Below are 12,659 nucleotides of genomic sequence, written 5' to 3' on the forward strand. Positions count from 1 at the left end.
CGCGCGCAAGTAATTGTTTTTATTGATTAAAGTGAAACGGAAGCTCCTGGGCACGGGCTAGTATGCGCCAATCTCGACATCTACCGCACCGCACTGCAGCACCGCAACCGCGGCCGGCTGAATGCGGGTTAGGATTTACGCAGGGATACAAGGGGTAAGTGACGATGGACATACGGAAGGTCCCAATGGGGTTGCTTCTGACCCTTGGGTGGCTGAGCGCCTCCCCTTTCGCGACGCCGGCCGCTAGATCTGGGGGCGCAACGGCTGCCGCTCCTGCCGCCGTTGCGCCCCCGGCCTCCGCCCCTGATATCGCGCCCCCGAGCCTCAAACAGCACACCCTTGCGCCGCCCTCGACCGTCGGGAAGCTGGAGCCGGTTGTTCTTCAAGCCGATCTGCGAGCAAGCGAGGAGCGGCTGCGTCAGGCAATCGCCGACAACAAGCCAAGTGGATGGGAGAAGTTGCTGCCCGCACTCTTGGGACTGTTCGGCGTATTCGTCGGTGGTGCCATCAACGTCTGGCTGCAGCGGCGCCAGATGGCAGCAAGTGAGAAGGCTCATCGCGCCACCACCGCATTCGAGGCCCAGACCAAAATCATTGACTACCGATCCAGGCAAGCACACGAGTTCTACCACCCGTTGCTGCTGATGTTGCAGCGCTCCTCCGGGGTACGCAGGCAGCTTTGCGACCATCTCGCCAAGAAGGATCCCGATCGATTCCGGATGGAAAAGGAGGCGGACGTCGAGCATCTTTTCATCTACGACTCTGCCGGTAATCGTGCTCGTTTTCGCCTAATTAAGGCTATGTACGAGCTAGCTACCGAGCACAAGGAGACGTTACCCATGGTCAACGAGATTGTGGCCATTGGGGAGAAGATGAGTGCGCTGATCCACGACAAGGGTGGCCTCGTGCTGGCCGCACATGCCGATCTGACCGACCTATTAGGCAGGTACCTGGCGCACTTCAGCATCCTGCGGGAAGTTGCGGCCAAGGCCAGCAACCCGGAGGAACTGCAGGGAATCACCTACAACGTGCTGTATCCAATTGAGCTGGATGCGGAGCTCAACAAGGGCATTGCCTTTCTACAGGAAAACCTCGAGCGGTGGTCGGCGTTCTCGATCAAGCTCTGGGACGAGGCCATGCCGGGCAATTCAATGCCGAATATGACCGGGCCCGCGTCCAAGTCAGTGCCGTAATTCTAACTTCTAACGGTATCCCGGAAGGCTGAGGGTGCGACCCCCGGGTCTTTCGTGGTGCCCGCTTGGTCGGACCTTCTCGATGCTCTTGAGTACGTCCCTCTTCTTACGGACAGAGAGGTCGTTCCACCGCAATAGCAACTCAGCCAGCAGTTCATCGTCCGTGTACAGAAACGCTGGCGGGATACCAAGGACTTCGGCGAACTGTTTGGCTGTCTTGAGCTGGGGCTAGTGCCTGCCACGCTCTTATTGATTGATTCGGGGACTGGCCACGGAAGGATCCAAGCCGGCAAGGATGCCTAGCTGCTTCTGCGACAAGCCGGCATGTTCGCGAGCCTGCGCCAGCCGAATCGCAAAAACTGCAGGTCGCGACGCAAGATGGTATGGGTTGGGTAGCCCATGAGTCGGTCCAGCAACGTGATGTCCAGGCCTCCCAGCGAATCACCCGCTGCGTCTTTGCGGTGTACCGACAATGGCCGACCGCCCACCGCCCTGACATCCTCCAACAACCCGAGTTCCTGCAGCACAAAGCCAGCGTTGGGCCAAAGCGTCACGCCAGCGCCCATGGTGGCCGGCCCGTTCCGACGTTCATAGACGCGCACGGTGTGCCCCTGCTTGTGCAACGCGAGGGCCACGCTCAAGCCTGCGATGCCGCCGCCCAGTATTCCGATCTCCATGCCGATGCATCCCGATTCAATTGGTCCAGGCGTGCCGTTACAGGGCAGCCGTTGGACGGGAGTGCATCTTGGTCCCCACCAATTGCGCAAACTAGCATGCAAAAATGGCGGGCTTTCATACCTCAGGTGGGATAACGGTGCGCGACAAGCTCGACCTGAATGCAGTCCGCGTCTACGTGGCCGTCGTCGACGAGCAGAGCTTTTCCGGCGCAGGGCGCCTGCTGGCCCTGCCGTCGTCGAATGTCAGCCGTCACGTCGCGGCACTGGAGCGCAGGCTGGGCGTGCGCTTGCTGGAACGCAGCACGCGCCATCTGCGCATGACGGAGGCCGGCAGGCTGGTGTACGAGCGCGCCAAATCTGTCCTCGACGCCTTGTTGTCCACGGAGGAGGAGCTTGGCGCGGTACAGGGCGAATTGAAGGGGCCTCTCAGGATGTGCATGCCCAACGAAGCGCCCAGGCTGCTCGCGCCTATCCTTGCCGAATTCTGCAGCCTGCAGCCGGGCATCGAGTTGGAATGCGACACGCGCCTGACCGGCCTGGAAGTGTTGCGTGAGGACATGGACCTCTCCATCGTCTTCCACCGCGGGCGTCAGGACGACAGTGCGTTCATCACCCGCGAACTGGCGACATTGCCCAGCATCGTGGTCGCGTCCCCCGCGCTATTGGCCCAAACCGGAACGCCGCGCCACGTGCGCGACCTCAAGTCCTTGCCGTGCATCACCACCCTGAGCGCACTGAAGGGGCAGCCCTGGCAGTTTCTCGATCCTGCGGGCGAAATCGTGAAGGTGCCCGTGCGCAGTCGCTACCGCGTCAACAGCGGGGAACTTGCGGTGGCGGGCGCGCGCCAGGGCCTTGGCTTCGCGATCGTTGCAGCCCACCCATGCCAGGACGATCTTGCCGCGGGCCGCTTGCAAGAAGTGCGATTGGATCTAAGCCCTGCACCCCTGCAATTGCTCGGCGCCTACAGTCACCGTCATTCGGTCACTGCGCGGGTCCGGGCCTTACTGGAGTTCATCCAGGTGCGGTTGCAGGGGTTCGGGGGCAAGTCAACGTAAGGCAGAGCGCGACAAGGTGGCGTGGGAACCTGCCTAATCAGTTGTTCCGCGAACTTCTGTCTTTGCAAACTCCTGCCGCTCGCAGCCGTTAGCTTCCGCCTTGCAAAAGCACAAGCACGCGCTCAGCGACAGGACTCCGGCAACTTCTCCAGCAAGCCCGCCACCACCGGTGTCAGCCGGTTCGCGACCTCCGGCGGAATCGCCTCACCCGCCCCCTGCCCGGCTTCGCTGCGGGCTTGTTCGCAAGCCTTGACCATCCGCGGGCGCATGCCGGACCAGAGCGCCCTGCACTGCCAGCCATCCCGGCCCAGCGGCAGGACTGCGTAGGCGATGGACTGGCATTCCTGTGCCGCGCGGGCGCCTAGCGGCCTGCCGGCGTATTCATGCGGCACAGTGTCCAGCGTGGGTTGGTAGTAGCTGTCGGGGAACGCTGCCGCGTAGCGTTCCGGGTCCAGTTGCAGCGGCAGGCCGGTCGCCGTCAGGTCGAGCGTGCGGCCGCAGGGTGCCGCGGCGGCGATGCGCTGGATCGCCTGGTAGATCGGATGGTCCAGGTCGGGTTCGCGTGCGGTCACCTCTGACGTTGCGACCAGTACTGGCAGGCGTGCGCGGTTGGCCATCTTCGCCAGTTCGCCGGCATGCGCCGGTGCGCAGCGTTCGCGCACGCTGGCCGCAATCAGGAACGTGGCGTCGCGCGCGAATGCGGGATCGCTGTGCAGCAGTGCGGTGATGCGCTTGTCGGCTGCATCTTCGGACAATGGCGCGACATGAAATGCGGGCGCAGTTGGCGTGTGGGTCGCCGTGGTCGCAGCAGCACGCGGTGTCGGTGCCACGTGCCGGTGCGTGCGCAATGCCAACAGTACGCCGCCGGCAACGACGACCGCACAGGCGGCGATCGCGATCGCCAAACGCATCGGCGACTTCAGACGCATCGCCCCGCGCCCTCAGCCCTGCACCGGGGTGATCGTGGCGTCCTCTGCTTCGTAGGTGGCATTGGCGATATCGGCCTTGAAGTCGGCCAGATGTAGCCGCCCCTGCAGGTGGAACGGATCCCACAGCTCGGGTACGTCGATCGGGGTGCGCAGCACCACATGCAGGATCTGGTTCGGTGGCGGTGGCGGCACGTGGATGCACGCGCCATAGAACGGCACGAACAGCAGTTCGCTGACCCTGCCCTGGTCGTCGCTTTCCAGCGGCACCACGTAGCCGTCCAGGGCGAAGCGCTTGCCTTCCAGGCCCTTCACCACTTGCGACGAGCCGAACTGGGCGGCGCGCTGGGTGCCGGAATGGTCGATCGGCATGCCGTTGACTACGGACGGGCCATCGTCGACGGGCGCCGGCTGGTCCATCACCGCGGCGTCGCCGCGCCAGGCCGTGCTGATGCGCGGCGGCGGGCGTTGGTAGATATCGTTGGCCGGCGCCAGTTGTTCCCAGCGTTCGACCGTGTCCGGAACAGCGTCGGCGTCTGCGGTCGCGTGGGCGGGCGCATGCGCCGCAGCACGTGCTGGTGCCGACGTGGTGCCAGCCTGCCCGCCGTCGCCGTGGCAAGCCGCCAGCAGGCACAGCACCATTGCCAGCGGGAGATAGCGCTCAGCCTTTTTCATAGGGATGCAGGTGGGCCTGCTCCATAGTGTAGGCGGTGCCGGCGAGTTCGCCATGGAGAGTCTCGGCACGCAGTTGGCCGCTCAGGTAGAACGGGCTGTACATGTCGGGCGGGTCGATCGGGGTGTCCAGGCGCACATGCACGATCTGGTTCGGCGGCGGTGGCGGTACGTGGATGCAGGCGCCGTAGTACGGCACGAACAGGAACTCGCGCACACGCCCGGCGTCGTCGCTGTCCAGCGGTACCACGTAGCCCGGCAGGCGCACCTTGCGCGCCAGCACGGCCGCCACGGTGTTGTAGGTGCCGGTCTGCGGCATCGCCTGCTTGCCAGTGTGGTTGACTGGCGCTTCGTCGCTGTTTTCCAGCGCCTTCAATTCGGCCGGCGGCAGCATCGCGCTCCAGTCCAGTTCGCGATAGCCGTCGGCATCGGGCTCGCCCAGCGGTGGGTTGATCGCCGTCTCGGCGATCGGTGCCGGCTGCGCCGCAGCTGTCTGCTGCGGCTGTTTCGGGGCGGCGGGTTGCTGTCGGCCGCAACCGCACAACACGGCGAGCGCCAACAAGGGAAACATCCAGCGCGTCATGCTCACAGCTCCGGCGACAGGCCATCGGCCAGGGTGCGGCGATAGGCCAGCAGCGCCGGCACGATGCCGGCGAGCACCCCGGCCAGCAGCACGCAGCCGAGCCAGCCCCATTCCGCCGCGCTGGGTGCGATGCGGTTGATCGCCAGGCCGAAATGATCGAGCACCCAGCCGCGCGCCAGCCAGCTTGCCGCGGTCACCACCAGCAGCGCCAGCGCGCACGACACCACGGTGACCAGGCCGGCCTCGAACAGCAGCAGCCAGGCGATGTCGCGCGGCCGTGCGCCGACCGCGCGCAGGATCGCCATCTCGCGCCGGCGCTCCTGCAGCGTGGCAACCAGCAGCGCGACCATCGACACCAGGCCGAGCAGCACCACCAGCGAGGCGATCATGCGCAGCGCGCCTTCGGCGGTGCCCAACGTGCCCCAGAGCTGCTGCAGGGTGACGCCCGGCATGATCGCCAGCATCGCTTCCTCCGGGTACTCGTTGATCCGCCGCTGCACCGAGAAGGTGGCGATGCGGGTCTTCAGGCCGAGCATGAAGGCGGTGATGGTGTCCGGGGTCAGGTCCATCGCCCTCGCCTGCGCGGCGCTGACATGGTGGCCCGGCAGGTGCACGCCCGAATGCCAGTCGATATGGATGGCCTCGATCGCCTGCAGCGACACCAGCACGCTGGAATCCACCGGCGTGCCGGTGCGATGCAGGATGCCGACGATCCGGAACGGCTTGTCGGCATGGGTGGCCAGGCTGATCCGACCGGTGCCATGGGTCAGCACGATCTCGTCGCCGAGATGGCGGCCGAGCGCCGCGGCGACGTCGGCACCGATCACCGCATCGTAGAGGTCGTCGAACGCCCTGCCCTGCGCGAACGCCAGCGGATGCTTGGCACCATAGTGGTAGTGCTCGAAAAATCCGGTGCTGGTGCCGACCACCCGATAGCCCCGGTAGGAATCGCCCAGCGACAGCGGCACCGCCCACTTCACCTCGGGCATCGCGCTCAGGTCCTGGTAGCTCTTCCAGGAGACGTTGTTGGTGGCGTCGCCGATGTGGAACACCGAATACAGCAGCAGGTTCACCGGGCCCGAGCGCGCGCCGACGATCAGGTCGGTACCCGAGACGGTGCTGGCGAAGCCTTCATGCGCCTGGGTGCGGATCCGCTCCACGCCCAGCAGCAGGGTCACGCTCAACGTGATCACCAACACCGTCAATGCCACGCCCAGGCGCCGGCTGCGCAGGCTGGCCAGGGCCAGCTTCAACAGCGTCATCGTGTACCTCCGGCGCTGGCGCGGTTGAGCGTGGCCAGGTCGGCCTGGGCGTCGAACAGCGGTGCGATCGACGGATCGTGGCTGACCACGATCGAGCTGGTACCGCCCTGCCGGCACTCGGCGAACAGCAAGTGCAGGAAGGCCTGCGCCGCGACCGGGTCGAGCGCGGAGGTGGGTTCGTCGGCGAGCAATAAGGGCGGCCGCGCGATCAACGCGCGCGCCGCGGCCACGCGTTGTTGCTGGCCGACGCTGAGGCGGGCGGCCGGACGCGACCACAGCGCCGCCACGTCCAGGCCCAGCGCGACCATCAGCCGTTCGATCTCGGTGTCCAGCGCCTGCGTGCCCGCGGCCAATCGACTGCGGCGCGCCGAGAACTGCAGGCCCAGCGCGATGTTGTCGCGGGTGCTGAGGAACGGCAGCAGGTTGAACTGCTGGAACACCACACCGCAGTGGTCGGCACGGAAGCGGTCGCGCGCGGCCTTGCGCAAGGCCGCCAGGTCCTGCCCGGCCACGTGCACGCGGCCGGCGTTGGGCTGCATTACGCCGGCGATCAACGCCAGCAAGGTGCTCTTGCCCGAGCCGCTGGCGCCGCGCAGCAACAGCTGTTGCCCACGCGGCAGTTCAAACGCTGCGATGTCCAGCACCGGCGCGGTGGCGCCGGGATAGCCGAAGCGCACCTCGGTCAGTTCGACGACATGCGGCTGGTTCATTCCGGCAACTTCACCCGGGGCTGCCCGGCCACCACCTCGGTGCGGCCCTGGCCGGCCGCGGTGGCGACGTCCACCAGCACCGTGTGCAGCCCCGGGAAACGCTGCGGCAGCAACACCTGCAGGTGGTCGAGTCGCGCCGGCTGCGCGCAGTCGAACGCGTAGTGGGCGTGGAACCCGGCGTGGGTGTGGCCGGGTTCGTCCGGATCGGCCATCGCCACGTCGTAGCCCTCGGTGGTGACCTGCGCGCTGCGCAGCGAACAGGTCGCGGCGACCGGGAACTGCAACCAGCCGGCACTGCGCAGGGTGGCGACCGCGGCCGCCAGGCGCTGGCGTTCGCCGGCATCGCGCGCCGGATGTTCGAAATCGAGGATGCCGATGCCGGGCGCGCTGAGTTGCACGTCCACGGCAGTGCCATCGACGGCGACCTCCAGGTTGGCCTGGCCGTGCACGTGCGGGCCATGGTGGCGAACCGCTGCGGCGGCGGGCGAACTGGCGAAGAGAAACAGCAGGATCAGGGGAATGCCAGGTCGCATATGCAGCGCATCGGTTGAGTTACACTATAACATTAGTGAACAAGCGAGCACGGGTGCAAGCCTTGCGCTGCCGTCAGTCAGCCGCGGTTCGCCTGCGGCCATTACCGATGTGTCGCGCGGCAGGCCTGCGCCGCGATGGGCGCCGAACTTCAAGGACTTCGATGTCTTCTTCCATCATTCCCGACGGCTACAGCGCCTGGCGCCACTGCATCGAGGTCGACTGCGGCTTGCGCCTCGACCGGGCGTATATCGCGCAGCGCATCGCCGCGCTGAACGACCCCACCGACCATCACACCCAGCAGTTCGTGCGCTGCTGGGGCGAGCCGCATCGCCAGCAGGTGCTGCAGTGGTTCGCGCAGGCGCAGGCGGCATTCGCTGACGGTCGCGGCTGAGCCGTCATCCTCGGCTGCCGCGGTGGTTGGGTCTGGGGTGCAACGTTGGTGGCCGTCTGCTGCAAAAACGCTGCACCGCAGGTCTGCCCGTGGGTGCTCGGCTGGATGGGACGGTGATGCGCTGATCCACTGATCGCGCCGGGTCGTCAGGCTAGTGGCGGCCGCTGCGACCGGCGCGCACCGGCGGCACGCTGATCCGTGGCGTTGTTGGCGCGGACTGCCCTGGCCTCCCCATCCGGAGCACATTCGCTACACGCGCCTCTCTATGACAGGTGCGCGACAACCGCGGACTGCCCAGCCACGGCAGCTGCCGGTAGCATGCACGCGCACAGCCCTCCGGCATCCACTTTCCCAGCTTCCGCAAGGACCCCCAACGTGCGTCTTTCTTCCCCCGCCAGTGCGCATCGCGCGCGTCGCCTCCTGTCCGCGCTGGCTTGCCTGCTGCTCTCGGCAGCGACTGGGCTTGAGGCCAGGCCGCAGGCGTCGCAGTTCCAGATCGTCGAAAGCGTGCCCGAGGCCAGCGTCTACGGCGAGCCTGGGGTGCCGCGCACCCAGCGCACCTGGCTGGCCATGATCAATGGCGCCAAGCAGCGCATCGACATTGCCGCCTTCTACATCTCCGAGAAACCCGGCACCGGCCTGACCCCGGTGCTGGACGCGCTGGCCGCCCGCGCCCGCGCCGGCGTGGCAGTGCATCTGCTGGTCGACCACACCTTCCTGGCCAAGAATCCCGACAGCGTCGCCTGGCTGCGCAAGGTACCGGGCGTCACGGTGCGGGTGCTGCCGGTCGACACCCTGACCGGCGGCGTGCTGCACGCCAAGTACATGATCGTCGACGACGCCAGCGTGTTCGTCGGCAGCCAGAACTGGGACTGGCGGGCGCTGGAGCAGATCCACGAGATCGGCGCGCGCATCGACGATGCGCGGTTCGCCAAGACCTTCGCGGCCAGTTTCGATTACAGCTGGCGCCTGGCCGACGAAGGCGATCTGGCCAAGGCGCAGGTCCGCGGCGTGCAGCCGCCGGACTTCGCGCCGGTCACCGCCACCGATCCGGTGCTGCTCGATGCCGGCAGCGACGCGCCACTGATCGCCTTCCCTGCCTTCAGCCCGCCGGCGCTGCAGCCGGCCTGGGTCACCGCCGAGGAGCCGGCGCTGGTCGACATGATCCGCGCCAGCCAGCATGCGCTGCGCATCCAGGTGATGACGCTCTCGGCGATTCGCAGCTTCGGACCCAAGGGTTGGTGGGCGCCGGTCGACAGCGCCATCCGCGATGCCGCCGCGCGCGGCGTGCAAGTGCACATCATTGTCGCCGACTGGGCGCTGCGCGAACCGATGCAGGCGTATCTGAAAAGCCTGGCCGCGCTGCCGAATATTGCGGTGAAGTTCAGCCGCCTGCCGCCGGCGCCGCAAGGCTTCATTCCGTATGCGCGGGTGGAGCACGCCAAGTACGCGGTGGCCGACGACCGCAGCAGCGTCATCGGCACCGGCAATTGGGAATGGAGCTACTTCAACACCGCGGTGGACGCCTCGGTGTTCGTCAAGGGCAAGGGGCCGGCCGAGACGCTGACGCGCATCTTCGACCGCGACTGGAACGGGCCCTATGTGACGACGTTGCAGCCTGGCCAGAACTACGAAGCGCCGCGTACCGAATAGGCTCCGCGTCCGTGCTGGCGGCATGCAGCCTTCAGGTTGGGTACTCCTGGGCCGATGCGCGCTTCGTCGCGTCATCGGACAGAGAACGCAGCCGAGATGGATATGCATCGTCGATGCGCCGGGGGCGCTGCGACGGCGTGCAACAGCCGTCCCCACGAGGCCTTAACCCACGCTCCCTATCCTGGCCCCGCGCTGGAGGGCGACGCTGCACCAGGCCTTGCCGCATGCGCTGCGGCGTGCGCCTCCAACTGCGTACGGACATCCAAACAAGGAGACGCCATGAAGAAGCTGCACGCATTCGTGTTCGCAGGGAGCTTGCTGGGACTCGCCTCGCCGGCCTTCGCCGAGGTCGCCAACCTGACCAACAGCGCCGACGGCGCCAACCGCGACGCCGGTATTGCCGCGGTCAAGAAGAAGTTGCAGGAGGCCTGCACGTCGCGCAAGGGCACGCCGGACCCCGATTCGTTCGAGGTGGTGTTCGAGAAGACCAGCCAGAATCCGGATGTTCCCAAGCCGTACTACGTGGATGGGAAGATGAAGTGCGACATCCCACAGGGCTGAGTTGGACGTGAGGTGACGCACGCCTACACGAGTCGAACGCGAACGATGCCCCGCTTGCGGGGTCTTGTTTTTTGCGCATGCGCCGAGCACACACGTGCCGTCACCTGCCAATGAATCCCGACGGCAGCTCCACCGACGGTCTGCACCGCAGGTAATTGCGATCGCGGTCCAGCGCCTGCTCCCAGCCGTTGCCCACTTTGCGGATCACACGCCCCTCCGAACAGGAAACACCGGCGGCCCGCGCTTCGGCAGTGCCCAGCGCGGGAATGTCGAGTTGGATCTGCGACGGCCGTGGCCGGCCGAAGGTATGGGCCAGGCTGTCCTGCATGGAGAAGTCCACGTGCTCGCAATAGGCATGGGTCCAGGGACGTGGATCGTTTGCCAGCAGCTTGCGGCAATCCAGGCTTGGAATCGGGGCGACGTTACGCTGCGGATTCACACGCTCGACGCCCCGCCCGACCGCCGAGCGTGTTTGTGCGAATACGGTCGCCGAGACGGCGATGAGCAGCAGCCCTGCGGCTGCCCGTTGCATGACGTCCATGATCTCCCCCTGTGCGGAGAGCTTAGCGACGCTCAGTCCATGCCGCTTAGACAAAACCGCGCCTAGCACCCGTGGGCGCCTAGCGCAGTTGCAGGCAATAGCGGCAGGCCCCGCCAGAGCACCGCTGCGCTCGCTCAGGACGCGCGATCGGCCAGCAGCAGTGGCGCCACGGTCGCGCGTTGCACCATCACGCACTGGTCGGCGATGGCGGACAGGCCGAGGCGGTGCGAGACCGCCACCAGGGCGGTGTGCGGCAAGCGGCGCCGCAGCGTGCCCAAGACTTGCTGCTCGGCGACGGCGTCGAGGGCGCTGGTGGCTTCGTCGAGCAAGGCCACGCGCGGTTGCCGCAGCAGCACCTGGGCCAGCAGCAGCCGCTGCAGTTCGCCGCCGGACAGGCGTGCACCGACGCCATGCGCGGCGGTGTCCAGGCCGCCGCCGCCCTGCAGGCGTGCGGCCAGGCCGACATCGCGCAGCGCTTCCCACATCGCCGCCTCGCTCGCGGCCGGCGCCGCCCAGGCCAGGCAGTGCCGCACCGTGTGCTGCCAGGGGCGCACGCCCTGGGCGACGTAGGCCAAGGGCTGCAGCGCGGCGCGATAGCCGGCGAAGTCGAGCGTGCAGCCGTCGCAGTGGGCGGCGAACTGCGGGGGCGCGACCATGCCGGCCAAGGCGTCCATCAGGCTGCTTTTGCCGACCCCGGACGGGCCGCTGATCAGCGTCAGGGTGCCCGGCGCCAGGACCAGGTCGTTCAAGGCGACCGCGGCCAGCGGCGGTACCAGCCCGATGCGTTCGATCTGGATCGGTGGCGGTGGTGTCAGCTCTGCCGCTGCAGCGGGCTGTGCCGCCGCCGGGGCCTGCAACGCCGGCGATTCCGTGCCAAGTGCGACGTAGCGCTGCCACAGGTCCAATGCCGGCGTGGCCGAGCGCAGTTGCTGCACGCTCTGCCGGGTCGAGACCAGGTACGGCAACAGCCGCCCCAGCAGCAGCCCGACGGTGATCAGCGCGCCGCCGTCGATGCCGTGCCAGACCCCGGCCAGCAGCATGATCGCGGCGATGGCCGCTACCGCCGCCAGTTCCAGCAGCAGGCGGCCGGAGGCGACCAGCGCCTGCTGCCGCGCGTAGCCATCGGCGAGCCGACCGGCGATCGCGTCGTAGGCTTCCTGCTCGCGCGCCTCGCGGGCGAACGAGCGCACGTGGCGCAGGCGCCGCGGGAAATCCTCGCTGAGCCAGAACAGCCGGGTCATGTCGGCCACGTACTGGCGGCTGACCCGGGCCTGTTCATGCCCGGCGATGCGGAAGGCGAGCAGGCCCAGCGCCAGCAGCGGCGGCAGCGCCAGCACCAGGATGGGCGAGACCAGGAACGCGGCGGCCAGGCTCACCGCCGCGGTGATCGCCGCCACCAGCAGCTGCAGCAGCGCGCTGAAGCCCTGTACCACGATCTCGACGTTGTAGGTGAGCAGGTTGGCGATTTCCGCCGAGCTGGCATCGGCCAGTGCCGGCAATGGCGCCTGCAGCAAGCGCGCGTGCACGTGTCTGCGCAGATCCAGCGCGTGGCGGCTGGCCAGGTCCGCGGCCAGTCGCGTCCCCCAGCAGCGCAGCAGCGCGAAGCCGCTGCTGGCGGAGACGAACAGCAGGCTCTGCGCGAAGAAACCGGCCGGCAACGGCAAGGCGTGGCCGGCCAGGGCCAGCACATGGCCGGGTTGCACCAGCGGCACCAATGCGACCGCGGCGAGCGCGCCGGCCAGCGCGCCGAGCAGCGACAGCAGCACGTACCCGGCGATGCGCAGGCGCTCGCCACGGCCGAGCACGGCGACGAAGGCGCGCAGCAAGTGCGATGCGGGGTCCGGACGCGCGCTCATCCGCTGGCGTCTGCGTGATGGGCGATCGACGCCGCGCCCAGCCGC

The 12,659-nt window shown here is 67.4% G+C and carries 14 protein-coding genes; 5 read left to right on the forward strand and 9 right to left on the reverse strand.

Going from position 1 to position 12,659, the window contains the following annotated elements; all coding sequences use genetic code 11:
- The first annotated feature begins 185 nt into the window (after positions 1-185).
- Positions 186-1,193, forward strand: a complete 1,008-nt coding sequence (locus tag NUG21_RS10080; protein WP_263392972.1) for a hypothetical protein — start codon at positions 186-188, stop codon at positions 1,191-1,193.
- Positions 1,194-1,492: 299 nt separating this feature from the next.
- Here NUG21_RS10080 and NUG21_RS10090 read toward each other — a convergent pair whose 3' ends face one another.
- Positions 1,493-1,870: an FAD-dependent oxidoreductase gene (locus NUG21_RS10090; protein WP_019796030.1), complete on the reverse strand. Its 378-nt coding sequence runs from the start codon at positions 1,868-1,870 to the stop codon at positions 1,493-1,495.
- Positions 1,871-2,007: 137 nt separating this feature from the next.
- Between NUG21_RS10090 and NUG21_RS10095 the strand changes: the two genes are divergently transcribed.
- On the forward strand, positions 2,008-2,925 hold the full coding sequence (locus tag NUG21_RS10095) for a LysR family transcriptional regulator (protein WP_263392973.1): 918 nt from the start codon (positions 2,008-2,010) through the stop codon (positions 2,923-2,925).
- Between the two features lie 122 nt (positions 2,926-3,047).
- Here NUG21_RS10095 and NUG21_RS10100 read toward each other — a convergent pair whose 3' ends face one another.
- Genes NUG21_RS10100 through NUG21_RS10125 form a run of 6 tightly spaced genes read right to left on the reverse strand, consistent with a single transcriptional unit; the run spans position 3,048 to position 7,611 of the window.
- Positions 3,048-3,854: a hypothetical protein gene (locus NUG21_RS10100; protein ID WP_263392974.1), complete on the reverse strand. Its 807-nt coding sequence runs from the start codon at positions 3,852-3,854 to the stop codon at positions 3,048-3,050.
- A gap of 12 nt (positions 3,855-3,866) precedes the next feature.
- Positions 3,867-4,526 carry a DUF3299 domain-containing protein gene (locus tag NUG21_RS10105; protein ID WP_263392975.1) on the reverse strand — a complete coding sequence of 220 codons (660 nt, stop codon included), beginning with the start codon at positions 4,524-4,526 and terminating at the stop codon, positions 3,867-3,869.
- On the reverse strand, positions 4,513-5,106 hold the full coding sequence (locus NUG21_RS10110) for a DUF3299 domain-containing protein (protein WP_263392976.1): 594 nt from the start codon (positions 5,104-5,106) through the stop codon (positions 4,513-4,515). The genes NUG21_RS10105 and NUG21_RS10110 overlap by 14 nt, the downstream gene beginning before the upstream one ends.
- 2 nt (positions 5,107-5,108) lie before the next feature.
- On the reverse strand, positions 5,109-6,362 hold the full coding sequence (locus NUG21_RS10115) for an ABC transporter permease (RefSeq protein ID WP_317852488.1): 1,254 nt from the start codon (positions 6,360-6,362) through the stop codon (positions 5,109-5,111).
- Positions 6,363-6,364: 2 nt separating this feature from the next.
- Complete coding sequence (locus NUG21_RS10120) at positions 6,365-7,078, reverse strand: ABC transporter ATP-binding protein (RefSeq protein WP_263392978.1); 714 nt, start codon at positions 7,076-7,078, stop codon at positions 6,365-6,367.
- Positions 7,075-7,611 (reverse strand): ZrgA family zinc uptake protein, encoded by a 537-nt coding sequence (locus NUG21_RS10125; RefSeq protein WP_263392979.1) that lies wholly within the window; start codon positions 7,609-7,611, stop codon positions 7,075-7,077. The genes NUG21_RS10120 and NUG21_RS10125 overlap by 4 nt, the downstream gene beginning before the upstream one ends.
- Positions 7,612-7,772: 161 nt before the next feature.
- On the opposite strand from NUG21_RS10125, the gene NUG21_RS10130 reads away from it, so the two are divergent.
- The 3 genes from NUG21_RS10130 (at position 7,773) to NUG21_RS10140 (ending at position 10,217) form a co-directional block, all read left to right on the forward strand.
- Entirely contained in the window at positions 7,773-8,003 is a 231-nt protein-coding gene (locus tag NUG21_RS10130) for a hypothetical protein (RefSeq protein ID WP_019798004.1), read from the forward strand.
- A gap of 375 nt (positions 8,004-8,378) precedes the next feature.
- Positions 8,379-9,656, forward strand: a complete 1,278-nt coding sequence (locus NUG21_RS10135) for a phospholipase D-like domain-containing protein (protein ID WP_263392980.1) — start codon at positions 8,379-8,381, stop codon at positions 9,654-9,656.
- Between the two features lie 279 nt (positions 9,657-9,935).
- Positions 9,936-10,217, forward strand: a complete 282-nt coding sequence (locus NUG21_RS10140; protein WP_019797703.1) for a hypothetical protein — start codon at positions 9,936-9,938, stop codon at positions 10,215-10,217.
- Between the two features lie 100 nt (positions 10,218-10,317).
- On the opposite strand, the gene NUG21_RS10145 is transcribed toward NUG21_RS10140, so the two are convergent.
- Positions 10,318-10,758 carry a hypothetical protein gene (locus NUG21_RS10145; protein WP_263392981.1) on the reverse strand — a complete coding sequence of 147 codons (441 nt, stop codon included), beginning with the start codon at positions 10,756-10,758 and terminating at the stop codon, positions 10,318-10,320.
- Between the two features lie 134 nt (positions 10,759-10,892).
- Positions 10,893-12,614 carry an ATP-binding cassette domain-containing protein gene (locus tag NUG21_RS10150; RefSeq protein WP_263392982.1) on the reverse strand — a complete coding sequence of 574 codons (1,722 nt, stop codon included), beginning with the start codon at positions 12,612-12,614 and terminating at the stop codon, positions 10,893-10,895.
- Between the last annotated feature and the right edge of the window lie 45 nt (positions 12,615-12,659).

Origin of the sequence: Xanthomonas sp. CFBP 8445 (assembly GCF_025666235.1) — a bacterium.
Lineage (GTDB): Bacteria > Pseudomonadota > Gammaproteobacteria > Xanthomonadales > Xanthomonadaceae > Xanthomonas_A > Xanthomonas_A indica.